The sequence below is a fragment of the Kitasatospora sp. NBC_01539 genome, from assembly GCF_045040525.1.
Lineage (GTDB): Bacteria > Actinomycetota > Actinomycetes > Streptomycetales > Streptomycetaceae > Kitasatospora.
In genome coordinates this window covers 736135-760696 of the sequence record NZ_CP109390.1, presented here as the reverse complement: position 1 = coordinate 760696, position 24562 = coordinate 736135, and the positions used below count along the sequence as shown (strand labels likewise).

At 74.3% G+C, this 24562-nt stretch carries 17 protein-coding genes; 13 read left to right on the top strand and 4 right to left on the bottom strand.

Annotated elements, in window-relative coordinates:
- Nucleotides 1-123 precede the first annotated feature (123 nt).
- The 4 genes from OG335_RS03275 (at nucleotide 124) to OG335_RS03260 (ending at nucleotide 8764) form a co-directional block, all read left to right on the top strand.
- Nucleotides 124-1632, top strand: a complete 1509-nt coding sequence (locus OG335_RS03275; protein WP_405009443.1) for an MFS transporter — start codon at nucleotides 124-126, stop codon at nucleotides 1630-1632.
- Between the two features lie 450 nt (nucleotides 1633-2082).
- On the top strand, nucleotides 2083-3498 hold the full coding sequence (locus tag OG335_RS03270) for a sulfatase (protein ID WP_405009442.1): 1416 nt from the start codon (nucleotides 2083-2085) through the stop codon (nucleotides 3496-3498).
- Between the two features lie 161 nt (nucleotides 3499-3659).
- Entirely contained in the window at nucleotides 3660-4712 is a 1053-nt protein-coding gene (locus OG335_RS03265; RefSeq protein ID WP_405009441.1) for a formylglycine-generating enzyme family protein, read from the top strand.
- Nucleotides 4713-5383: 671 nt separating this feature from the next.
- The gene (locus OG335_RS03260) at nucleotides 5384-8764 is read left to right on the top strand and encodes a glycoside hydrolase family 3 C-terminal domain-containing protein (RefSeq protein WP_405009440.1); all 3381 of its coding nucleotides are present in this window, start codon (nucleotides 5384-5386) and stop codon (nucleotides 8762-8764) included.
- A 344-nt stretch (nucleotides 8765-9108) separates the two neighbouring features.
- Here OG335_RS03260 and OG335_RS03255 read toward each other — a convergent pair whose 3' ends face one another.
- Entirely contained in the window at nucleotides 9109-9504 is a 396-nt protein-coding gene (locus tag OG335_RS03255) for a transglycosylase family protein (RefSeq protein WP_405009439.1), read from the bottom strand.
- Nucleotides 9505-9909: 405 nt separating this feature from the next.
- Nucleotides 9910-11052 (bottom strand): MFS transporter, encoded by a 1143-nt coding sequence (locus tag OG335_RS03250; protein WP_405009438.1) that lies wholly within the window; start codon nucleotides 11050-11052, stop codon nucleotides 9910-9912.
- A 238-nt stretch (nucleotides 11053-11290) separates the two neighbouring features.
- On the opposite strand from OG335_RS03250, the gene OG335_RS03245 reads away from it, so the two are divergent.
- The gene (locus OG335_RS03245) at nucleotides 11291-12193 is read left to right on the top strand and encodes a helix-turn-helix domain-containing protein (RefSeq protein ID WP_405009437.1); all 903 of its coding nucleotides are present in this window, start codon (nucleotides 11291-11293) and stop codon (nucleotides 12191-12193) included.
- Here OG335_RS03245 and OG335_RS03240 read toward each other — a convergent pair.
- Nucleotides 12153-12449 (bottom strand): hypothetical protein, encoded by a 297-nt coding sequence (locus OG335_RS03240; protein WP_405009436.1) that lies wholly within the window; start codon nucleotides 12447-12449, stop codon nucleotides 12153-12155. The genes OG335_RS03245 and OG335_RS03240 overlap by 41 nt on opposite strands.
- 784 nt (nucleotides 12450-13233) lie before the next feature.
- Between OG335_RS03240 and OG335_RS03235 the strand changes: the two genes are divergently transcribed.
- Nucleotides 13234-15984 (top strand): beta-L-arabinofuranosidase domain-containing protein, encoded by a 2751-nt coding sequence (locus tag OG335_RS03235; protein WP_405009435.1) that lies wholly within the window; start codon nucleotides 13234-13236, stop codon nucleotides 15982-15984.
- Between the two features lie 106 nt (nucleotides 15985-16090).
- Here OG335_RS03235 and OG335_RS03230 read toward each other — a convergent pair whose 3' ends face one another.
- Nucleotides 16091-16633: a cupin domain-containing protein gene (locus OG335_RS03230; RefSeq protein WP_405009434.1), complete on the bottom strand. Its 543-nt coding sequence runs from the start codon at nucleotides 16631-16633 to the stop codon at nucleotides 16091-16093.
- A gap of 233 nt (nucleotides 16634-16866) precedes the next feature.
- Here OG335_RS03230 and OG335_RS03225 point away from each other — a divergent pair, with 233 nt between their 5' ends.
- The 7 genes from OG335_RS03225 to OG335_RS03195 all read left to right on the top strand — a co-directional run bounded on the left by OG335_RS03225 (nucleotide 16867) and on the right by OG335_RS03195 (nucleotide 24493).
- The gene (locus tag OG335_RS03225; RefSeq protein ID WP_405009433.1) at nucleotides 16867-17307 is read left to right on the top strand and encodes an RrF2 family transcriptional regulator; all 441 of its coding nucleotides are present in this window, start codon (nucleotides 16867-16869) and stop codon (nucleotides 17305-17307) included.
- A gap of 68 nt (nucleotides 17308-17375) precedes the next feature.
- On the top strand, nucleotides 17376-18305 hold the full coding sequence (locus tag OG335_RS03220) for a DsbA family protein (RefSeq protein WP_405009432.1): 930 nt from the start codon (nucleotides 17376-17378) through the stop codon (nucleotides 18303-18305).
- A 631-nt stretch (nucleotides 18306-18936) separates the two neighbouring features.
- Nucleotides 18937-20487, top strand: a complete 1551-nt coding sequence (locus OG335_RS03215) for an ABC transporter substrate-binding protein (RefSeq protein ID WP_405009431.1) — start codon at nucleotides 18937-18939, stop codon at nucleotides 20485-20487.
- Nucleotides 20484-21527: an ABC transporter permease gene (locus tag OG335_RS03210; protein WP_405009430.1), complete on the top strand. Its 1044-nt coding sequence runs from the start codon at nucleotides 20484-20486 to the stop codon at nucleotides 21525-21527. Before OG335_RS03215 ends, OG335_RS03210 begins: the two co-directional genes overlap by 4 nt.
- Nucleotides 21524-22459, top strand: a complete 936-nt coding sequence (locus OG335_RS03205; RefSeq protein WP_405009429.1) for an ABC transporter permease — start codon at nucleotides 21524-21526, stop codon at nucleotides 22457-22459. Before OG335_RS03210 ends, OG335_RS03205 begins: the two co-directional genes overlap by 4 nt.
- Nucleotides 22446-23477, top strand: a complete 1032-nt coding sequence (locus OG335_RS03200; RefSeq protein WP_405009428.1) for an ABC transporter ATP-binding protein — start codon at nucleotides 22446-22448, stop codon at nucleotides 23475-23477. The genes OG335_RS03205 and OG335_RS03200 overlap by 14 nt, the downstream gene beginning before the upstream one ends.
- Nucleotides 23474-24493: an ABC transporter ATP-binding protein gene (locus OG335_RS03195; RefSeq protein WP_405009427.1), complete on the top strand. Its 1020-nt coding sequence runs from the start codon at nucleotides 23474-23476 to the stop codon at nucleotides 24491-24493. The genes OG335_RS03200 and OG335_RS03195 overlap by 4 nt, the downstream gene beginning before the upstream one ends.
- Nucleotides 24494-24562 lie beyond the last annotated feature (69 nt).

Below are 24562 nucleotides of genomic sequence, written 5' to 3'. Positions count from 1 at the left end.
TTCGCGCCGTTCGCGCCGCCCGCATCCGTCGCCGCGCGGGCGGTGTGCCCGCCGGTCCGCCGGGCAGACGCCGTGCAGCGCCGGGCCGACCCCGCCCGGCCCGACCCGGCTCGGGAGGCAGCCATGCAGGGGATCGCAGCGGGCGCACGGTCCGGCGGTGCCGCGAAGGACTACGGGCCACCCGTCCGAACGGACGTACCGGCCAGACTCGACCGGTTGCCGTGGTCGCGGTGGCACTGGCGGATCGTGATCGGTCTCGGCACCGTCTGGATCCTCGACGGCCTGGAAGTGACCATCGTCGGCAACATCGCCGGCCGCCTCGCGGAGCCCGGCAGCGGCATCGCCATCAGCACCGCCCAGGTCACCACCACCGCCGCCGCCCTCTACGTCGCCGGCGCCTGCGTCGGCGCGCTCTTCTTCGGACGGCTGACCGACCGGCTGGGCCGGAAGAAGCTCTTCATGATCACCCTGGCCGTCTACCTCGCCGCCACCGCGGTCACGGCCTTCTCGTGGACGGCGTGGTTCTTCTTCATCTGCCGCTTCCTCACCGGGTTCGGCATCGGCGGCGAGTACGCGGCCATCAACTCCGCGATCGACGAGCTCATCCCGGCCCGGGTCCGCGGCCGGATCGACCTGATCATCAACGGCAGCTTCTGGATCGGCGCAGCGGTCGGGGCCTTCGCCTCCATCGCCCTGCTCGACACGGCGCTCTTCGCCACCGACGTCGGCTGGCGGCTCGCCTTCGGCATCGGCGTCGTCCTCGGCCTGGTCATCCTGCTCGTCCGCCGCCACGTGCCGGAGAGCCCTCGCTGGCTGCTCACCCACGGCCGGGCCGCCGAGGCGGACCGCCTGGTGGCGGAGGCCGAACGGACCGTGGAACGCGAGGCCGGGAAGACCCTGGACAAGCCCGGGGAGAGCATCGTGATCCAGCCGCGCGGTGCGATCTCCTTCCTCGCGATCGCCCGCACGGTCACCCGCGACTACCCGCGCCGGACCGTCCTCGGACTCGCGCTCTTCGTCGGCCAGGCGTTCCTCTACAACGCGGTGACCTTCGGCTACGCGGTCATCCTCACGACGTTCTTCGACGTGCCCGAGGGGCACACCGGCTACTACTTCGCGGTCATCGCGATCGGCAACTTCCTCGGCCCGCTCCTGCTCGGTCACCTCTTCGACTCGGTGGGCCGCAAACCGATGATCGCGGGGACGTACATCGGCTCCGGTGTGCTGCTCTTCGGGACGGCCTACCTCTTCCAGCAGGGCTCCCTCGACGCGGTGAGCATGACGGCGTGCTGGACGGCCGTGCTCTTCCTCGCCTCGGCCGGTGCCAGCGCCGCGTACCTGACGGTGAGCGAGATCTTCCCGCTGGAGACCCGCGCGCTGTGCATCGCGTTCTTCTACGCCGTCGGCACGGCGCTCGGCGGCATCACGGGCCCGCTGCTCTTCAACGGGCTCGTCGGCAGCGGGGTGCCGGGCGACACCACGCTCGCGTTCTGCATCGGCGCCTCGCTGATGGCTCTCGCCGGCCTGGTGGAGGCCTTCATCGGGGTGCGGGCCGAACGCCGCAGCCTGGAATCGCTCGCCCGCCCGCTGTCGGCCGTGTCCCAGGAGGAACGGACCGGCACCCCGGCCTGACCGCGTACGGCCCGAGTGCGGCCCCGCGTACGGCCGAGTGCGGCCCGCGTACGGCGCCTCGGCCTCGGCGCACCCCCGCTCCGCCCGCTTGGCATGTACCGGCGGGCGGAGCGGTACGTCCGCTGACGGTGCGTCGGCGACCTTTGCGTGACGTCCCGCAACGGCACTGTGAAATCCGCATGGTGAACGCCCTGCCCGCATTGCGGGCCCTCTCCCGCGCCACCTACCTTCGCTTCCGGGGCTGCGGGAGATCGTTCCCGAAGCACCCAGCGCAGGCCGGGCGGTGCCCGGCCACCGTACCCACCCGTGCACCGCCGTCCGGCGGACGCACGGCCGCGTGCGGCAGCGCCGGACCGACCCGGGGGCGTGCACGCGCGCCGCCCGGCGGCCCCGGCGCGGTCCGCACGCGGCCGACCCGCGCCGCCCACCCGTTCACGAAGGGACCGCCTCATGAGCCGGAACGACCGGAACCGCGTCGGACGCCGGGGATTCCTCGCCGGAGCCGCCGCCGTCGCAGCCGCGGGCGCCGCACCCGCCCTCGGCACCCTGGCCGCCGCCACGCCCGCTGCCGCCGCACCCGCCGCAGGCCGCCCCAACATCCTGGTCATCCTCACCGACGACCAGCCCAAGCAGACCGAGTGGGCCACCCCGAAGACCGTCGGCTGGCTCGCCGACCACGGCGTACGCTTCAGCGGCGGCCACGTCGCCACCCCCCTCTGCGCCCCGTCCCGCTCCTCGATCTTCTCCGGCCGCCAGGCCCACAACCACGGCGTGCTCGACAACTCCTCGCCCTACAACCTCGACCAGCACACCACCGTGCAGCGCTACCTCAAGCAGGCCGGCTACCGTACCGGCCTCTTCGGCAAGTACCTGAACGCCTGGCACGCCGCCGACAACCCGCCGCACTTCGAGGAGTGGCTGCTGGAGAGCCCCGTCGTCTACAACGACGGCACCTGGAACGACAACGGCACGCTGCGCACCATCCCCGGCTACAGCACCACGGTCATCAAGAACCGCGCCCTCGCCTTCCTCGACAAGGCCGCCACCGACACCCGCCCGTGGTTCGCCTTCGTCGCCCCCAAGGCCTCGCACGAGCCCAACACGCCCGAGGCGAAGTACGCCGACACGGCCGTGCTGGCCTGGAACGGCCGCCCCGGCGTCACCGAGCCCGACCGCAGCGACAAGCCCGGCTTCATCCAGGAGGCCACCGGTACCCTCGCCGACGGCCAGGCGCTGCGCCGCCGTCAGCTCCGCACCCTGCTCTCCGTGGACGACGCGGTGCAGGCCTTCCACGACAAGCTCGCCGCACTCGGCCAGCTGGACAACACCCTGGTCATCTACCTCGGCGACAACGGCTACACCTGGGCCGACCACGGCTGGCTGAAGAAGTCGGTGCCCTACCGGCCGTCCATCGAGGTGCCGTTCTACGTCTCGTGGCCCGCCGGAGGCCTCGGTGCGGGCACCGTCGACGACCGGATCGTGGCCAACATCGACATCGCCCCGACCATCCTCGACGCGGCCGGCATCACGCCGGACACCCCGCACGACGGCCACTCCCTCCTCACCTCGTACCGGCGCGACCACCTGCTGGTCGAGTGGTGGAAGCACGGCACGGCCGCGGGCGGCCCGAACACGTGGTCCTCGTACGTGAGCGACAGCAAGCAGTACACCGAGTACTACAAGATCCACACGGACGCCGCGGGCAAGCCCGTCGGCACCGGCGAGGTGGTCTTCCGCGAGTACTACGACCTCGTCGCGGACCCGCACCAGCTGACCAACCTGCTCTACCAGGCCACGCCGCAGGACGAACAGCGGCTCGGCATACCCGCGCTGGCGTCCGCACTGGCCGCTGACCGGTCGGCCTGATCCGCCCGGGCGCCGGCCGCCCGGGACCGAAACGCCCCGGCCCCACCCGGGGTTCGCCGCAGGCCGCCCGGAGCACCCCACGCTCCGGGCGGCCCGGCCGGGCTCCCTCCCACGGCCGCTAGGCTCGACCACGCCCGCCCGACGACCCCCTGGAAGCACCGATGCGCGCCTGCTGCACCCCCGGAAACCCGCCGTCCGACGAGGACCCGGCGGGCCCCGTCCTGCTCGCGCTCGCCGCCCCCGCGGCCCGGACTCCCGCGGCCGGGGCCCCCGCGGACGCGCACCCCGCAGGCGTGCACCCCACGGACGTGCACCCCGCCGCGCCCGAGCGGCCCTCGCCGGCGGCGCTGCGGGCCGCCCGGGGTCTGGTCGACCTGCCCGGCGGGCGCTTCCTGATGGGCACCGACGATCCGGTGGGCTTCCCCGCGGACGGCGAGGGGCCGGTCCGCCCGGTGGAGATCGGGGCCTTCAGGATCGCCCCGGCCGCGGTCACCAACGCCGAGTTCGCGTCGTTCGTCAAGGACACCGGGTACGTCACCGACGCCGAGCGGTTCGGCTTCTCGTTCGTCTTCGCCGGGTTCCTGCCCGACGCGCTGCGGGCCGCGTCCCGTACGGTCGCCGGCACCCCGTGGTGGCACGCGGTGGAGGGTGCCGACTGGCGGCACCCCGAAGGCCCCGGCTCCGGCTTCGCCGCCCGGCAGAACCACCCGGTGGTGCACGTCTCCTGGAACGACGCCCGGGCCTACTGCGCGTGGTCGGGCACCCGGCTCCCCACGGAGGCCGAGTGGGAGTACGCCGCGCGTGGCGGCCTGGAGCAGCGCCGCTACCCGTGGGGCGACGAACTCGCGCCGGACGGAAGGGAGATGCTCAACATCTGGCAGGGCGTCTTCCCGACGTCGAACACCGGGCGGCACCGCGGCACGGCACCCGTCCGCTCGTACCGGCCGAACGGCTTCGGCCTCTACAACACGGTCGGCAACGTGTGGGAGTGGTGCGCCGACCGCTTCAGCGCCGACTTCCACCGCACGGGACCGCGCGTCGACCCGGTCGGGCCGCCCACCGGTACCGCCCACGTGATGCGCGGGGGCTCGCACATGTGCCACGACTCGTACTGCAACCGCTACCGGGTGGCGGCCCGCAGCTCCAACACGCCGGACAGCTCGACCGGGAACACCGGCTTCCGCGTCGCCGCGGCCGCACCCGTGCAGGCGTGAGCACCCGGGGGAGCGCCCGGGGGTGAGGGCTGACGACCGGGAGGGCGAGTGAGCGCTCTCCCGAGGTGTCGCCTTCCTGTGACCGTGCGGCGCCTCCGGCCTTGAGTCGGGGCCGAGCCGGGATTCGGCGCTGCGGAGTGACGTTCCGGCAGGTCCGGGCGGGTTTTCGAGCCGTGCGCGAGCTCCTGTGCTGCGATGGTCGACGCCGCCGGTGCGGTGCGATGTCTTGACAGGTCCCCGGAGTCCCAGCAGACTCCGGGAGAGCGCTCTCTGAGGCTGCGCGGTGCCCACCCACCCCACCGCACGCACCGGCGGCCTCTCCTCGCGCGACGGCACCCCCACCCGCCCGTACGGGCACGCGCACGTACGAGCACGCCGTCCCCACCGCCGAACCCCCCACCGAACCGCCGAGCCCCCACCAGAACCGCCGAACCCCCCACCGAACCGCCGAGCCCCCACCAGAACCGCCGAACCCCCACCCGCAGCGCCGGACCCCCACCACGGGCACCGGCCCCGCACCCACCCCCCGCGCGGCGACCCCAACGGTCCGCCGCCCCTCCGGGGCCGCCTCCCCACCCGGGGCGGCCCCGGACCGGTGCCCGGCGGCGGTCACCCCCCACTCGGCCGCGTGCCGTGCAGGCCCGCGGCCTCTCTTGTCGTCAGGAGTCCCCGTGCGTCGTCCGAAACCGCGATCCGCCCTGGCCGGGTCCGTCGCCGCGCTGCTGGTGGCCGGGGCGCTCGCCGTCCTCGGCGCCCCCGCGCAGGCCGCAGACCAGCCCTGGACCAACGCGGCCCAGACCCCCGAGCAGCGTGCCGACGAACTGCTCGCCGCGATGACCCAGGCCGAGAAGCTCACCATGCTGCACGGTGGCCCGTCCTGCGGCTACGCGGGCTGCGTGCCCGCCAACACCCGGCTGGGCATTCCCGCGCTGCACTTCCAGGACGGCCCGGTCGGTGCGGGCGACGGCCTGACCGGCGTGACCCAGCTGGCCGCGCCCGTGGCCGGGGCGGCGAGTTGGGACCCGGACCTGATGCGGCAGTACGGCCAGGTGCTCGGCTCCGAGCAGTGGGGCAAGGGCACCAACGTCGTGCTCGCCCCGACCGTCAACATCGTCCGTGACCCGCGCTGGGGCCGGGCCTTCGAGTCGTTCGGTGAAGACCCCTACCTCGCGGGCCAGTTGGCCGCGGCGGACATCACGGGCATCCAGAGCCAGGGCCCGATGGCGCAGGTGAAGCACTTCGCGGTCTACAATCAGGAGACCAATCGCAACTCGATCGCCGACAACGCGGTCGTCTCCGACCGGGCCGAGCACGAGGTCTACCTCCCGGCGTTCGAGACCGCCGTGCGGCAGGGCGGCGCGGACTCCGCGATGTGCTCGTACTCCGCCGTCAACGGCGCCTTCGCCTGCGAGAACGGACCGCTCCAGAACGGCATCCTCAAGGGTGAGTTCGGCTTCAAGGGCTTCATCACCGCCGACTGGGGCGCCACCCACTCCACCGTGGCCTCCGCCAACAACGGCCTCGACGTGGAGATGCCGGGCAGCGACTACTACGGCACCGCGCTGACGAACGCCGTCGCCGCCGGGCAGGTCACGCAGGCGACGGTCGACGACCACACCCGGCGGGTGCTCGTGTCGATGTTCCGCCGCGGCCTCTTCGACCGCACCCAGAACGGCAACCGGGACGCCGTCGTCACCTCCGCCGCCAACGCGGCCGTCTCCCGGAAGGTCGCCCAGGACGGCAGCGTCCTGCTGAAGAACAGCGCGTCCGTGCTGCCGGTGGCCCCGTCGGTCCGCTCGATCGCGGTGATCGGCGACAGCGCGGGTGCCGGGGCCATGACCCAGGGCGGCGGCAGTGCCGCGGTCAACGCCCCGTACGTCGTGACGCCCTACCAGGGCATCAAGGACCGGGCGGGATCGTCCGCCACCGTCACGTTCGCGCAGGGGGTGCCGTCGGCCGACGGCTCGCTGCCGCCCGTGCCGACGTCCGTCCTGAAGCCGTCCTCGGGCACCGGTACGGGCCTGTACGGCGAGTACCACAACAGCACCGACCTCTCCGGCGCCGTGGTGACGAGCCGGGTGGACTCCGCCGTCGACACCGTCTGGGGCGGCCGTTCGCCCGCGCCGGGCGTCAACACCACCAACTGGTCGGTGAAGTGGACGGGCACCCTGACGCCCCCCACCAGCGGCAGCTACCAGTTCTCGCTGAACAGCGACGACGGCTCCCGGCTGATCGTCAACGGCCAGCAGGTCATCAACAACTGGTACAACCAGGGCCCGACGACCCGCACCGGCAGCATCACGCTGACCGCCGGGCAGCCGGTGAGCATCGAGGTCGACTACTACCAGGCGGGCGGCGGCAGCAGTGCGGCCCTCGGCTGGCAGGTGCCGGGCCAGACGCCGCACGACCAGGCCGTGGCCACCGCCCGCACCTCCGACGTCGCCGTGGTCTTCGTCAGCGACTTCCAGTCCGAGGGCTCCGACCTGCGCGACATCGACCTCTCCGCCGCGCAGAACCAGCTCGTCGCCGATGTCGCCGCGGTCAACCCGCGGACGGTGGTGGTCGTCAACAGCGGCTCCGCGGTGACCATGCCGTGGGCCGACGCGGTGCAGGGCATCGTGGAGAACTGGTACCCCGGCCAGGAGGACGGCACGGCGATCGCCTCCCTGCTCTACGGCGACACCAACTTCTCCGGCAAACTGCCGGTGACCTTCCCGAAGTCGCTCGCCGACGTGCCGGCCGCGACGGCCGCCCAGTGGCCCGGCCAGAACGGCAGCGTGCAGTACACGGAGGGCATCAACGTCGGCTACCGCTGGTACGACGCGAAGAACAAGGCGCCGCTCTTCCCGTTCGGCTACGGCCTCTCGTACACCACCTTCGGCTACTCCGGCCTGACCGTCTCCGCGCCGGACGCCTCCGGCAGCGTCGCGGTGGGCTTCGACGTCACCAACACCGGCACCCGTGCCGGCTCCGAGGTCGCCCAGGTGTACGTGGGCCAGCCGGCCGCGAGCGGTGAGCCGCCGAAGAACCTGCGCGGCTTCCAGAAGGTCGCCCTCGACCCGGGACAGACCAAGCACGTGACCCTCACCCTGGACGCCCGCAGCTTCCAGTACTGGTCCGGCTCGTGGACGACCGCCGCCGGCACCCACACCGTCTCCGTCGGCTCCTCCTCCCGTGACCTCCGCCTGACCGGCCAGACCACCGTCACCACCGGCGGCGGCACCGGCGGCGGGCTCACCCTGCTGCCGCGGACGGGGTGGTCGGCGTCGGCGTCCTCGACCGGGGGCGGTGACGTGGCGGCGAACATGCTGGACGGTGTCGCGGGGACGCGCTGGTCGTCGGGTGCGCCGATGGTGTCGGGGCAGAGCATCACGGTGGACACCGGTGCGGTGCGGTCGTTGGCGCGGATCTCGATGGACTCGGGTGGCAGTGCGAACGACTACGCGCGGGGCTACCAGGTGTTCCTGTCCTCGGACGGGGTGTCGTGGGGGTCGGCGGTGGCGTCCGGCAGTGGTGCGGGGGCGCTGGTGACGGTCGACTTCCCGGCGCAGAGCGCCCGGTACGTGAAGGTCGTGCAGACCGGCACGGCCACCTCGTGGTGGTCGGTCACCGAGTTCAACGCGTACACCACCGGCGGCGGCACCGGCGGTTCGCCGACCGTCCTGCCGCGGACGGGGTGGTCGGCGTCGGCGTCCTCGACCGGGGGCGGTGACGTGGCGGCGAACATGCTGGACGGTGTCGCGGGGACGCGCTGGTCGTCGGGTGCGCCGATGGTGTCGGGGCAGAGCATCACGGTGGACACCGGTGCGGTGCGGTCGTTGGCGCGGATCTCGATGGACTCGGGTGGCAGTGCGAACGACTACGCGCGGGGCTACCAGGTGTTCCTGTCCTCGGACGGGGTGTCGTGGGGGTCGGCGGTGGCGTCCGGCAGTGGTGCGGGGGCGCTGGTGACGGTCGACTTCCCGGCGCAGAGCGCCCGGTACGTGAAGGTCGTGCAGACCGGCACGGCCACCTCCTGGTGGTCGGTCACCGAGTTCAACGCCTACGCCTGACGCCGCTGCCGGGCCGGGGCCGCCACCTGTACGCCGGTGGCGGCCCCGGCCCGTTCCGGCTCGGTCCCGCGCGCGGTGCGCGGATCGCTCGCCTGCTCGCCTACTCGTCCCGATCGACAGCCCGCAGGCCTTCACCCTGCGGGAGCCGTTCCCGCCGCCGGCGGTCGTCGTCCGTCCGTGATCCCGGAAAACGGCGAGCCCCCTGCCTCGCCGGGTCGCGGCGGTGCAGGGGGCGTCGGCGGCCGTGCTCCCGGGGTAGGGGTGCGGGCCGTTCGGGTGGCGCGGGCTACGCGCGGGGTCGGCCGGGTCCCGGCCGGGTGTTCAGCGGGTTCGGGTGCCAGGGCTCAGCGGGTGAGGCCGGCCTTGACGGAGCAGACCGGCCAGGCACCGGGGCCCTGCGCGGCCAGGACCTTCTCGGCGACGGCGATCTGCTGGGCCTTGCTGGCCTGGTGCGCGTTCGCGGCGTAGGCGTGGCCGCCGAAGGCGCCCCAGGTCTGCGAGGTGAACTGCAGACCGCCGTAGAAGCCGTTGCCCGAGTTGACCGCCCAGTTGCCGGTCGCCTCGCACTGCGCGACCTTGTCCCAGGTGGAGACCGGCGCGGCGGAGGCGGTGTTCGCCGTGACGAGCCCGGCCACCGGCAGGACGGCCAGCGCGCCGCCCATGACCGCCATCCGCACCCGGCGCTTGCCCGGGGTGGCGGTGGTGGTGCCGGCGGTGGTGGTCTCGCGACGGAAGATCATACGGTTCCTCTCGGTGTCCCGGGCGGTTCCGGGCGGGCCACGACCGTACGGCCGGACCCTGCGTCGACAGGCCCAGCGATGGGCCTTGCGTTCCTCGGTGCTGCGGAACCCGCTCCTTCGGCCCGGGGGCCGCGGTGGCTCGCTGCACTGGTTTCGAAGCTACGAGGCCGAACCGGACAAATCCAGCATTTCGGTTTCACCGCAGGCCAGAGCACCGTTACCACCGGTACGACACCCCACCCGCCCCCACCGTTGAGCCACCCACCACCCACCACCACCCCCCGATGTGGCCCCCGTCACCGAAAAACCCCCGTGACCCCGCCCACACCATCGACAGACCGTCACCACCACCCCACCCCCCGCCCACCACCCACCCCCGCACCACCACCCCCGACATGGCCCCCGTCACACCGGCGACGACGGACCCGCCTCCTGCCCCGGTTCCACCAGGAACGCACCCAGCGCCAGCCCGGCCACCGGCACCCCGCAGAGCACCGCGAGCACGCCCTGCGGCCCGTGCGCGTCCGCCACCAGGCCCAGCAGCGGTGCCACCAGCCCGCCGGCGCTCACGGCCAGGCCCAGCGTGACGCCGGCCGCCGTTCCCGGCCGGGTGGGCAGGTAGTCCTGCCCGAGCTTCACCAGCACCGCGAACGGCAGGTTCAGGGCGGCGCCGGTCAGCACCGCGAAGAGCAGCGGCACCAGTCGGCCCGGTGCCAGGCACAGCCCCGCGAGCGCGGGCACCGCCAGTGCCGTGCCCAGCTGCACCGTGCGCACCATGCCGATCCGGTCGGCGAGCCGCCCGCCGCCGAGCGTCCCGGCGACACCGCCGCCGAGGAAGCACGCCAGCGCGGTGCCCGCCAGGGCGTGCGAGGCGTGCAGGTCGCGCAGCCAGTACAGCTCGACGAAGGTGCTGACACCGAAGAAGACCACCGACCGCACCACCTCCACCGCCGTGAGCACCAGGAACGGCGGCCACCGGTCGGCGCCGTTCCGCACCTGTGCCGCCCGCGCCGCGGCGAGGGCGCGCTGCCGGTGGCGGCCGCGCAGCAGCACGTACGCCATCAGGAGGGCGGGCGGCATGAAGAGGAGGGTCGACCGCACGCCCCAGGCCGCCAGGGCGGGGGTGGCGAGCACCGGCGCCAGGAAGAAGCCGACACTGCCGCCCGCCGCGAAGACGCTCATCGCGGCGGTACTGTCCCCGGCGGCCTCCCGGGCGGCCTTGCCCGCGGACGGATGGAACATCGCCACGCCCAGCCCGGAGAGCAGCACCAGCGCCCACACGGCGGCGTACGAGTGCGCCAGGCCCGACAGGCCCAGCCCGATGCCGGCGAGGGCGAGTCCGGCCGCGGGCAGCCGGCCGAGCCGCATCCGGTCGACGGCCATCCCGATCGCGGGCTGCGGCACCGAGCTGCCCAGCGTGGCGGCCAGGGTGAGCCCGCCTGCGGCGACGTAGCCGTAACCGCGGTCGAGCACGAAGTACGGCACGACCGCGGGCACCAGCCCCTGGTAGAGGTCGTCGACGGCGTGCGCCAGGCCCCACAGCCGCATCCGCCGCCACACCCCCTGCCGGGTGTCCTGCCCGGCCGCCGTGGCTGCCGTCGCTTCCGTTGCCGCTGGTGGCGCTGGTGGCGTCGCGCCCGTGCCGTGCCCTTCGCGACGGTGCCGCTGTGGTTGCTGGTGCCGTGTGCCGGCCATGCGCCGTGCCCCCTGCCGTCCATGGTGTCCGCTGACGGCGACCAGCCTGGCGTCCGCGACCGGGTGCGGGCTTTCGGTATTCTGACATCTTGTGTCGACAACCCGCCGTGATCCGCAGGGCCCCAGCAGGGTGCCGCTGGCCGACCGCGAACGCATCGACTGGCACTTCCACAGCGTCAACCAGCTGATCTGCCCCGCCCGCGGCGTGCTCCAGGTCTCCACCGCGCGCGGCTCGTGGGCGGTGCCGGGCCACCGCGCGGTGTGGATCCCGGCCGGTGTGCCGCACGCGCACCGGGCGCACGGGCCCAGCGAGCTGCGCTGCCTGACCTTCGCCGCCGACGTCAACCCGCTCGCCCTCGACGCCCCCACCGTGCTGGCCGTGAGTCCGCTGCTGCGCGAGGTGATCGGCGTGCTCAGCGGGCCGCACGCGCCGACCGGCGGCCGCCGCGAGCGCCTGGAACTGGTCGCGCTCGACGAACTCGCCGAGGCGCCCTCCTTCGACCGGCGGCTGCCCACCCCGCAGGACCCCCGGCTGCGCGACGTCGCCGCCCTGCTCGGCGCCGACCCGGGTGATCCGCGGACGCTGGCCGAGCTGGGCACGGCCGTCGGGGCGTCCGAGCGCACGCTCAGCCGCCTCTTCCGGCGGGAGACCGGCATGAGCTTCCCGCAGTGGCGGGCCCAGCTGCGGCTGCAGCACGCGCTGACCCTGCTCGCGACCGGCCGCACGGTCACCGCGACGGCAGCGGCCTGCGGCTACGCCACGCCCAGCAGCTTCATCGAGGCGTTCCGGCTCGCCTTCGGCACGACGCCGGGCCGCCACGGACGGGCGGACGCCCCGGGCGGCCCGGACGGCCCCGTCGTGGAGCCCTCGGACTTCCCAGTCACCCCGGTCCTCCCGGTCACCCCGACCCTCCCCGCCGTCCCGAGCCGGGCGGAGTCGCCGGCGGAGCCCGTCACTCCGACCGCACCGGCCAGCGCGTACCCGGCGTCTTGACCACCCGGTCGCCGACGCCGAGCGCCTGGTACGTCCGGCCGTCCACCGCCACGGCGAGCTCCCGGCCCCCGTCGGTGCGGATCCGCACCATGCAGCGGGTCGTCGTGCCGTAGGTGCCGGACGACGTGCTGACCCACCGGTCGGTCACCTCCCCGGTGTACGCGTCGTCGACCTCGTTCGCCCGCTGTACGGCGATCAGCGCCAGGATCAGGGCGAGCGGGCCGAGGGACAGGAGCAGCAGAACGGTGTTCGACATGTGCGACCCCCCGCGTCGGCGACGGCACGGACCGCCTACGGCAGCGTACCGGCCTTCCGGACGGTCGCCCAGAAGGCCGGTACGGCAGGGGAGTTCGGGCCGCGCCGGGCGAGGGGCGGGAGCAGCCCGGGTGCGCCGGGCGGGGGGGCAGCCCCGCCCGGCGCGGTACGGGGCGTCGTCAGGGCGCCAGGGGGCCGCGGTCGGCCGGGTGGTGTCGGCGGCCCGGTCGGCGGAGGCGTCCGAGGGCCGAAGGCGAGGGCCGCTCCGAGGATGCCGGAGAGCAGTCGCCCGGAGTGCGCCATGGTGCCTCGATCCGGGGTCGACGGGTGGGTGGGGGAGGCGCTGGAAGGCGGCGTCTGTACCAGAGTTGAGTGTTAGCGCTCACAAATGACATGTCAATATGCGTGCGCGGCCGTGTTTCCGGGTCGCGCCGGAAGCCCTGGTCGCGCCAAGGCGCCCGAAAGAAGCGCGGCTTGGGAGTGTCCGCGGATCGGGCGGGGGTGGCCTCGATCGGCAGTCCCCGTCCCGTTGCGGGCGGGTGGGCGCTGGGCCCGCCTCGCCTGCCGGTCTCCTGCTCAAGCGGGTCGGGGTGGACCGCGACTCTGCCGGATGTCTTGACACTCAATCTGTGAGCGCTAACAATCCAGAGCGCCGATGACCCCGGCGCCGCTCCGAGCGGCGCGCCGCGCGGGCACCGGCTCCACCATCCCCGGACCGCGATCGCGCACCCGCCCCGACACCCGCGCGTCGCCAGGTTCCCCCGTCGAAGGGATGTCCCGGCACCATGTCCGAGATCAACCGCAGGCTCTTCCTCGCCGCCGCCGGGGGGACCGCCCTGGCCGGCGCCACCCCGTTCACGGCCGCCGCCGCAACACCTGCCGCAGCACCAGCCGTTGCACCCGCCGCAGCACCCGACGCCGCGGCTGCGGCTGCGGCCGCCGTCACCGTCCTACCGCAGGTCCGCACCGACATCGGCGCCGTCGTCCGGCCGTTCGAGCTGGGCCAGGTCCAACTGGGCGCCGGACGCTGGCGCGACAACATGAACCGCACCCTCGCCTACCTGCGCTTCGTCAACGCCGACCGGCTGCTCTACAACTTCCGCCTCAACCACCGGCTCTCCACCCTGGGGGCGGAGCAGTGCTACGGCTGGGAGGCCCCCACCTTCGAGTTCCGCACGCACAGCCAGGGCCACTTCCTCAGCGGGCTCGCACAGGCGTACGCCGTCACCGGGGAGACCGCCTTCCGTGACAAGGCCGCCTACATGGTGGCCGAGCTGGCGAAGTGTCAGGCCGCGGCGGCCGGGTTCAACTCCGGCTACCTGTCGGGCTTTCCGGAGTCCGACTTCGACACCGTGGAGACCGGCACCCGCAAGGGCGTGCCGTACTACTGCATCCACAAGACGCTGGCCGGCCTGCTCGACGTGTGGCGGCTGACCGGCAGCACCCAGGCCCGCGACGTGCTGCTCCGGCTGGCCGGATGGGTCGACTTCCGCACCGGCCGGCTGACCTACGCGCAGATGCAGACCACCATGCGCACCGAGTTCGGCGGCATGAACGCCGTGCTCACGGACCTGTACCAGTACACCGGCGACGCCCGGTGGCTCGCCGTCGCACAGCGCTTCGACCACGCCGCGGTGATCGACCCGCTGGCCGCCCGCGCCGACGAACTCTCCGGCCTGCACGCCAACACCCAGATCCCGAAGATCGTCGGCGCCGTCCGCGAGTACAAGGCCACCGGCACCACCCGCTACCGCGACATCGCCGTCAACTTCTGGGACATCGTCACCGGCGCCCACACGTACGCCTTCGGCGGCAACAGCGTCGGCGAGTTCTTCCAGCCGCCGAACGCCGTCGCCCGGTTCCTGACCGACAACACGTGCGAGAGCTGCAACACGTACAACATGCTCAAGCTCACCCGCGAGCTCTTCGCCCTCGACCCCGGCCGGGTGGCGTACGCCGACTACTACGAGAACGCGCTGACGAACCAGCTGCTCGGCCAGCAGGACCCGGCCGACGCGCACGGCCACGTCTGCTACTTCACCCCCACCGTGCCGGGCGGGCAGCGGTTCTACAGCCGCGACTACGACACCTTCACCTGCTGCCAGGGCACCGGTCTGGAGACCCAGACCAAGCTGATGGACTCGATCTACTTCTCCGACGACTCCTCGCTCCACGTCAACCTCTTCATCGCCTCCACGCTCACCTGGGCGGCCCGCGGCGTCACCGTCACCCAGGCCACGACGTTCCCCGCGTCGGACACCAGCACGCTCACCGTCACCGGCACCGCCGGCAGCTGGACGATGCGGATCCGCATCCCCGGCTGGACCACCGGCGCCACCGTCAGCGTCAACGGCACCGTGCAGAACATCGCCACCACACCCGGCAGTTACGCCGCCGTCACGCGCACCTGGGCCTCCGGCGACACCGTCACCGTGCGGCTGCCGATGAGCCTGGGCGTGCGCGCGGCCAACGACGACCCGTACGTGCAGGCCCTCACCTACGGGCCCGTGGTGCTGAGTGGTGCGTACGGCACGACCAACCTCGCGGGACGGCTGCCGGTGCTCACCTCGGGCTCGGTCAAGGCGGCCGGCACGCCGCTGACGTTCACCGCGACGGCCGACGGCGCGACCGTGAACCTCGTGCCGTTCTACGACAACCACCACCAGAACTACAGCGTCTACTGGAACGCCGACGGCCGCGCCGGCACGTCGGGCTTCCGACTCGTCAACGCCACCAGCGGCCTGGTGCTCGGCATCAAGGACATGTCGACCGCCGACGGCGGCCAGGCCCTGCAGTGGAACGACAGCGGCACCGCCGACCACGACTGGCAGCTCGTCGTCTCCGGCACCGCCCTCAAGCTGCGCAACGGCAACAGCGGCAAGGTGCTCGGCATCAGGGACATGTCCACCGCCGACGACGCCGACGCCCTCCAGTGGGGCGACACCGGCACCGCCGACCACCTGTGGACCCCGGTCGACGGGGGCGGCGGACGGCACCGCCTCCGCAACGGCGGCAGCGGCAAGGTGCTGGCCGTGCTCGGTGCCTCGACGGCGGCCGGCGCCAAGGTGGTGCAGGACACCGACGACGGCACCGCCGGACACGACTGGTGGTTCGTGCCGAACGGGCAGCGGCGCATCCAGAACCTCAACAGCGGACTGCTGCTGGGCGTTTCCGGCATGTCGACGGCGGCCGGCGGCCTCGCCGTGCAGTGGGGCGACAACGGCACCGCCGACCACCTCTGGGAGGCGGTGCGCGACGCCGACGGCGCGTTCAGGCTGCGCAACCTCAACAGCGCCAAGGTGCTCGGGGTCGAAGGGGCGTCGACCGCCGCCGGGGCCCGCGTGCTGCAGTGGGACGACAACGGCACCCGCGACCACCTGTGGCGGCTGCGCTACGGCGCCGACGGGTACTTCCGGATCGAGAACCTCAACAGCGGCAAGGTGCTCGGCGTCACCGGCGCGTCCACCGCGCAGGGCGCCCAGATCGTGCAGTGGGACGACAACGGCACCCGCGACCACCTCTGGCGCTTCGTCTGACCGTGCCGCCGACCTGCGGACCTGCGAACCTGCAGACCCGTGGACCTGCGGGGCTGCGGACCTGCGGGTTCGCGGGTCCGCAGGCCCAGGGACGGGCGGGGGCGGGTCAGCCTGCCGCGGGCGGGTACAGGCCGGGCAGGTTGACCACGATCGCCTCCTGCGTGCTGCGGGCGATCACCACCACGGCCTCCTCGGCGGGGTCGGGGTTCTCCTCGCGGTGCGGCACGAAGGGCGGCACGAAGATGTAGTCGCCCGGGCCGGTGCGCAGCCGCACCTCGACCGGTTCGCCGGAGGAGTCGTCGACGAAGACGAACTCCGGGTGCCCGCTGACCACGTGGATCGCCGTCTCGGAATCGCCGTGGTGGTGGTCGGAGGAGGCGGTGGAGGGGGCGACGTGGGTCTGGCCCATCCAGAGCTTCTCCGAGCCGACCGTGCCGCCGCTGATCGCGGCGAACCGGCGCATGCCGCCGGTCTGTGCGGTGTCGCCGTCCAGTGCGTCCGCGCGGATGTGGTGCAGCCGGGCGCGCAGCCCGCCGGACGCCGCGGCGCCCTCGCCGGGCAGGTGCGGGTGGAAGCCGGTGCCGGCCTCGGTGCAGGCCGCGCCCGCCGGGCCGGCGGCCGGTGCGGGGTGGCTGGAGGCTGTGGACATGGCGGTCTCCCGGTGCGGGGGCGAGGCTGGCGGAGGGCGTACGGGCGCGCGCTGCAGGGCGCCCCGGGGCCGTGGGCGTGCCGCGGCCGCCGGTCGGGCGCGGCGGCCGACGTACGGTGGACGCTAGGCGGGCGACCGAAAGGATGTCAAGAGGTGTCCTTTCGGCCGGCGTGCCAACCCGCCACGCCGGGAAGGGGCTTGAAGACGGCGCCGCGCAGTGGATACTCGTGCACATGCATATTTCCGCGAAGGCGGACTACGCCGCCCGCGCGCTGGTGGAACTCGCCTGCGACGCAGCGCGTCCGCTCACGTGCGAGGCCATCGCCTCCTCCCAGGGCATTCCGTTCCGGTTCCTGAAGTCCGTCGTCGGCGACCTGCGCCGGGCCGGGCTGGTGCGCAGCCAGCGCGGCTGCGAGGGTGGCTACTGGCTCGGGCGTGCCGCCGACCAGATCACCCTGCTCGACGTGGTGCAGGCCGTGGACGGCGAGGTCATCACCCTCAGGGGCGAGCCGCTCGGCGGCCTCGACTACCCGGGCCCCGCCGACGCGCTGCCCGCCGTCTGGCGCACCGTCGAGGAGCACGCCCGGGCGATTCTCGCCGACACCACGGTCGCCGGACTGGTGCACGCCACCGGCCCGGCCGCCGGCCGCCCCCGGGTGGGGGAGCCGGTGTGAGCGGGCCGCACGAGGGGACCGCCGGGCCCGCCGCGCCGCCTGGGCCCGCCGCGCCTCCGGCTCCCGCCGTGCCTGCCGGCCCTGCCGCGGCCGGCGAGGCCCTGGAAGTCGTCGAGTACACCGACCCGCTCTGTCCGTGGGCGTGGGGCTCCGAACCCGTGCTGCGCCGGCTGCGCCGCGCGCTGGCGGGCCGCGCCCGGCACCGCCGCGTCTTCGGCCTCCTCTTCGAGGACGAGGACGACCCGGCTCCCGATCCCGCCGCCGAGACGGCCTGGTACGCCGCCCGGCTCGACGGCATCGCCACCCACACCGGCGCCCCGCGCGCCGCGGAGCTGCGCTGGGTGGCGGCGAGCAGCGTGCCGTCCTCGCTCGCCGCGGCCGCCGCCGAACTCCAGGGGGAGCAGGTCGCGGAACGGGTGCTGCGTCGGCTGCGCGAGACGGTGTTCGTGCTCGGCGAGCCCGCCGACACGCCGGCCCGGGTGCGGGCCGCGCTGCGGGGCGTACCCGGGCTCGACCTCGACCGGCTGTGCGCCGACGCCGACGGCCCCGCCGCGCGTGCCCGGATCGCCCGGGACCGCGCCGAGACCCGCCGCCCGGTGCCCGAGGTCGTCGGGCTGCGGGCGGACGGCCCGCACCCGGGGGCGGCGAAGGAGACCGAGGACGGCCACCGGTACGCGCTGCCGACGCTGGTGTTCCACGGTCCCGCGGGCCGCCGGGCGGTGCCCGGTTGGCGACCGCTCCCGGCGTACCTGGCGGCGGCCGAGGCGGTGTGTCCGGGGCTGCGCGCCGCCGTGCCGGAGCCGTCCGTGCCGTCCGCCGGGGAACTCCTCGACCGGTACCGCAGCCTGACGGTGCAGGACCTGCCCGGGGGTGGCGGGGCCCGGCCGAGCGGTGCCGTCGAGGTGCCCACCGCCAACGGCCCGCTGTACCTGCACCCGGGGGAGGCAGCCGGCTCGCTGCTGCTCGCCGGCCGTGACCCGTCGCCGGTGCGGGGCTGACCGCCCGTGGGGAACGACCGTCCGTGGGGAACGACCGTCCGCACGTACGGTCCCGGCCTCCGTGCGGGACCGGCCGCGCGGCGCCGGTGCCCGGTGCGGCGCGGGTGCTCCGCGCGGTGCCGCGGCCCGCGGGGCGTCGCGTGTCCGTACGCCTCTGAGCAGCAAGGACCGTTCGCAGTCGGTGGATCGGGGCGGTGCGGGGCGGCCGTACCGCCCAATGAGACACCAATTGGTGTCCATTGACAGTCGGGCCCCGCACTGGCCAGGATGAGCGCATGCTCTCCACACACCCCAACGTGGTGTGCCGCTACGTGGACTTCCGGCGCACCAGCAGCGACCTCTGTCGCTGAGCGCCCTGCTCTCCCCGGCGGCCTCCTTGCCCGCCGCACCCGCCGACCCGCCTCGCCGCGCCTCTGAGCGCCGGGCCCCGTCGGCCGAAATTCCCGGCCCGGCCGTTCACCGCACCCTGCTCTGAGCAGGCCTGCGCCGGCCGCCGCCTCCCCAGACTCGGCCCAGAACCGTCGGTGCCCGCCGACGCCCGTGCCCAGACCCCTGCCCGTGGCCCCCGTGCCCCGGAGCGGAGGCCTGCCCCGGGCCTCCCCGGTGTGCCCGCGAAAGGTGACGCACGCTCATGAACCGACTTCCCGAGACCGCACCGAACCTCGCCAGACGCTCCTTCCTCGGCCTCGGCCTGGGCGCCGGGGCTGCGCTCGCGCTCGCCGCCTGCGGCAGCGCCGGCACGGTCGCCACCGGTGCCGGAGGCACCTCGGGAACGCTCAAGTGGGGCTGGGCGCTGCCCACTTCGTGGGACCCGGTGTTCTCCTCGGCCGGCTGGGACGTCCACGTGCTGTCGCTCGTCTACGCCGGTCTCACCAAGCTCGACGAGAAGGGCACCGCGGTGCCCGCCCTCGCCACCGGCTGGACGTACAGCCCCGACGGCACCTCGGTCACCTTCAAGCTCCGCGCCGGCCTCACCTTCAGCGACGGCACCCCGCTCGACGCCGCCGCCGTCAAGAAGAGCCTCGACCGCGGCCGCACCGCCGCCAAGTCGCTGGTCGCCCCGCAGCTCGTGCACGTGAAGGAGGTGTCCGCGCCGGACGCCACCACCGTCGTGCTCCAACTGACCCAGCCCGACTACCAGTTGCCCAACCTCCTGGCGGGCAAGACCGGACTCGTCGTCAACCCGAAGGCCTTCGAGGCCGACGCCGCCGGCATCGCCACCAAGCCCGCCGGCGCCGGACCCTTCACCCTCACCTCCTACACCCTCAACACCAAGGCCGTGCTGCGCCGCAACCCCGTCTACTGGGACGCCGCCGCCATCAAGGTCGAGAACTTCGAGGTGTACCCGCTGCCCGACGCGGCCACCGTCGTCGGCGGCCTGCAGTCCGGGCAGTTCGACGTCGCGCAGATCCCCGGCAGCCAGGTCGCCGCCGCCAAGGCCGCCGGCCTGGAGGTGCAGGTCATCCCGTCGCTGGTGGTCGCCGTGCTCGACGTCAACACCGCCAAGGCGCCGTTCGACAACCCCGACGTCGTCGCCGCGGTCAAGTACGCCATCGACCGCGAAGCCCTCGTCAAGACCCAGCTCTTCGGCTACGGCGAGGTCAACTACCAGCCCTTCCCGAAGGGTTACGTCGGACACGACCCCGGCTCGGAGGACCTCTTCGCGTACGACCCCGCCAAGGCCAAGGAGTTGCTCGCCCGCGCCGGCCACGCCGACGGGATCGACCTCACCATCACGACCTCCGCCGCGCAGGGCCTGCCCGAGCAGATCCAGGCCCAGCTCAAGGCCGTCGGCATCCGCGCCACCATCGAGGTCGTCCCGGCCGCGCAGGCCACCCAGATCATCTACATCCAGCACTCCAAGGCGCTGTTCACCGACCAGTTCGCCGGCCGCGACTCCGCCGCCCAGGCCTTCCAGGTGCTCTTCGGCGAGCAGGGCCTGATGAACCCCGGCCGCACCACCCCGCCCGACCTGAAGGCCGCCGTCGAGAAGGTCTCCCGCACCCCCCTCGACTCGCCCGACTACCCGAAGGTGCTGCAGGCCGCCACGGCCCTGGCCGTGCGCACCATGCCCAACGTCTTCCTCTACAGCGTGCCCCGGCTGCTCGCCCGCCGCCGCTCCATCTCGAAGATCCCCGAGTTCACCGTGGTGCAGCGCTTCGAAGGAGTGACCGCGTCATGAGCGCCGCGGTCGCCTCCCTCCCGGCCGCCCGGTGGACGGCGGCCGGGAGGCTCGCCCGGCGGGCCGCGCGGGCGCCCCGTTCGGCCGGCCGGGTGCTGGCCGGCACCGCCACCGTCTTCCTGCTCTCCTCCGTGCTCACCTTCGGCCTCGGCGCGGTCTCCGACGCCAATCCGGCGGCCGCCGTCCTCGGCGAGACCGCCACCCCCGCCGACATCGCCCGCCTCGACCACGAGTTCGGCCTCGACCGGTCGCTCGCCGCGCAGTACGGCAGCTGGCTGACGCACGCCCTCGGCGGCGACCTCGGCCGCTCCTGGTTCACCACCGTGCCGGTCTCCGACAGCATCGCCGCCGCGCTGCCCGTCGACCTCTCCATCGCCGGCCTGGCCCTGGTGTTCGCCGTACTGCTCGGCTCGGCGGCCGGCATCGCGGCCGCCCTCAGCAACGGCGGCCGCACCGACCGGGCGGTCACCGCCGTCTGCACCCTGCTCGGCACCCTGCCCGCCTTCGTCATCGCCATCGGCCTGATCACCCTGGTCTCCGTCCAGCTCGGCCTGCTGCCCTCCGGCGGGTACGTGCCGTTCGGCCAGGACCCGGGCCAGTGGCTGCAGTTCGCCCTGCTGCCGGCGCTGGCCCTCAGCCTGGACGCCGCAGCCGGCATCGCCCGGCAGCTGCGCACCTCGCTCGTCGGCGCCCTCCGCGAGAACTACGCCACCGGCGCCGTCATGCGCGGCCTCTCCCGGCGCCGCGTCCTCTTCGGCCACGTGCTGCGCAACGCGGCCGGACCGGCCGTCACCGTGCTCGGCATGAGCGTGCCGATGCTCATCGGCGGGGCCGTCGTCACGGAGCGGATCTTCAACCTGCCCGGCATCGCCCAACTCTCCCTGCGGGCGGCGGAACAGCACGACGTGCCGGTCATCCAGGGCACCCTGCTCGTCACCGTCGCCGTCGTGCTCGCCGCCAACCTCGCCGTCGACGCCGGCCTGTTCGCCCTCAACCCCGCCGCCCGCCGCCCTGCCGCCCGCACGGAGGTACGACCGTGAGTGCCACCCGCGCCGTCCTCCGGCAGCCCGTCGCCCGCGTCGCCCTCGCCGTGCTCGTCCTCATCGCCCTGCTCGCCGTCCTCGGCGGGGCGGTCGCCCCGTTCGACCCGCTCGCCCAGGACGTCGCGCACGTGCTGCAGGGCCCGGGCGGCGGCCACCTGCTCGGCACCGACTACCTCGGCCGCGACGTCCTCAGCCGACTGCTCTCCGGCACCGGCCTCTCCGTGCTCGCCGCGGTCGAGGCGGTCGGCGCGGCGATGCTCCTGGGCGTCGTGCCCGGCATCGTCTCCGTCCGCCTGGCACCCGCGCTCACCTGGGTGTCGCTGCGCGCCGTCGACGCCCTGATGACACTGCCGTTCACCCTGTTCGCGATCGCCGCCGTCGGCATTCTCGGCAACGGCCTGCACCAGGCGATGCTGGCCCTCGGAGTGCTCCTCGCCCCGCTGTTCTTCCGCGTCACCCGGGCCGCCTCACTCGGCCTCGACCGCGCCCAGTACGTGGAGGCCGCGGAGCTGATGGGCGCCACCCGGGCCCGCATCCTGCGCACCCACATCTGGCGCAAGGTGCTGCCGACCGTCGCCGTCACCACCGCCCACGCCCTCGCCACGGCGCTGCTCACCGTCGCCTCGCTGACCTTCCTCGGCATCGGCGTCCAGCCGCCCGCACCGACCTGGGGCGGCATGCTCGCCAGCGACCTGGGCTTCCTCGCCCAGCAGCCCTGGGCGCCCGCCCTGCCCGCCGCACTGATCATGCTCACCGTCGGCGCGCTCAACCTGCTCGCCGACGCCGTCCGCGACGCCGACCCGGCCGACGTCCGGCACCCCGGCACCGCGGCCACGGCCGACAACCCCGCAGCGATCACTCCCGGCGCCACCGCTCCCGGCAACAGCGCCACCGGAGCAGCGAAGGAGAAGGCCGATGCCCACGCCTGACCAGCCCGTGCTCGCCGTCGAGGGCCTCCACATCACCGTCGGCCACGGCCGCACCGAGGCCGTCCGCGACGTCTCCTTCGCCGTCCGCGCGGGCGAGGCCGTCGGCCTCGTCGGGGAGTCCGGCAGCGGCAAGACCCTGACCTGCCGTTCCGTGCTGGGCCTCCCGGCGCCCGGCACCGCGGTCTCGGCCGGCCGGATCACCCTCGGCGGCACCGAGCTCACCACGCTCGGCGAGCGCGGCTGGCAGCGCGTCCGCGGCGACCGGCTCGGCGCCGTCTTCCAGGACCCCGGCTCCTACCTCAACCCGTCGCTCACCGTCGGCCGGCAGCTCGCCGAGCCGCTGCGGCTGCGGCTCGGCCTCTCCCGGGCCGAGGCCCGCCGCCGTGCGGTCGCGCTGTTCGCCGCGGTCGGCCTGCACGACCCCGAGAGCGTCCACGACCGCTTCCCGCACGAGCTGTCCGGCGGCATGCTGCAGCGCGTCCTCATCGCGATCGCGGTCTCCGGCGAGCCCGAACTCCTCGTCGCCGACGAGGCCACCACCGCCCTCGACACCGTCGTCCAGGCCGAGGTCCTCGACCTCCTCGACCGGCTGCGCCGCGACCGGGGCCTCGCCCTGCTGCTCGTCACCCACGACCTCGCCGTCGTCGCCGAGGTGACCGACCGCCTCCTCGTCCTCTACGCCGGCGAGATCGTCGAGGACGGCCCCACCGCCGAGGTCATCGCCGCCCCGGCCCACCCCTACACCGAGGCGCTGCTGCGGGTCGCCTCGCTCGGCGACCGGCACCGGCGCGAGCTCGCGGTCATCCCCGGCCGCCCGCCCGAGCCCGGCACCGCGGGCGCCGGATGCCGCTTCGCCGACCGCTGCACGTACGCCACCGACGCGTGCACCGCGGCCCCGGTGCCGCTCACCGCCGTGCACAGTGCCGCCGACGGCACCCGCGCCGTGCGCTGCCTGCGCGCCGACGAACTCGCCCTGCAGGGAGCCCGATCCACCGACCGTACGGAGGTGCCCGCATGACCGTCACCACCGAGCTCCGCGCCGCAGCCCCCCTGGCCGTCGCGCCCGGCGCACCGCTGCTGCGGATCCGCGGCCTCGACGTCCGCCACCCCGGCGGGCCCCTCGTCCTCGACGGGATCGACCTCGACGCCCGGGCCGGCGAGATCCTCGGCGTGATCGGCGAGACCGGCTCCGGCAAGACCACCCTCGCCCGGGCCGTCGTGGGCCTCGCCCCCGTCACCGCGGGCCGCATCACCGTCGACGGCGAGGACCGCACCGCGCTGCGGGGCCGTGCCCTGCGCCTGACGCGGCGCGGCGGCGCCGTCCAGTACATGTTCCAGGACCCGCTGCGCTCCCTCGACCCCGACCTGACCGTGCGCCGACTCGTCGGCGAACCCCTCGCCGTCGCCCGGGTCGCGCGGGAGGAACGCGAACCCCGCGTGCTGGAGGCACTGGACCGGGTCGGCCTCGACCGGGCACTCGCCGACCGCACCCCCGGCCGGCTCTCCGGAGGCCAGCGCCAGCGCGTCGCCCTCGCTCGGGCCATCGTCACCCGCCCCCGGCTGCTCATCGCCGACGAACCCGTCAGCGCCCTGGACGCCTCCAACCGCAACCACGTGCTGCGGCTGCTCGACACCCTCCGCCGGGAGCTCGGCCTCGCCGTCGTCGTCATCTCCCACGACCTCGACTCGCTCGCGGGCATCGCCGACCGCATCGCCGTCCTCTACCGCGGCCGCCTCGTCGAGCACGGACCGGCGGAGGCCGTGCTGACCGACCCGCACCACCCGTACACCGCGCTGCTCACCGCCTCCGCGCCCAGCCTCGACCGGGCCCACCGTGCCGACCTCGCGCTGCTGCGCACCCCGGCGGCCCGGCCGCCGGCGGCCTCCGGCTGCGCCTTCGCGCACCGCTGCCCGTTCGCGGACGCCGCCTGCACCGGCCGTCCCGCCGTGCAGCCGGCCGGTGCCGACCGGGCCGTGGCCTGCGACCACGCACCGCACTGGCGGGCCCGCCTCTCCCGGCCCGCCGCCCGCTGACCCCGCAGGCCGGCCCGTCCGCGCCGCCGCCCCGAACCCCTCCCCGCTCAGCTGCACCGATCCCAGGAG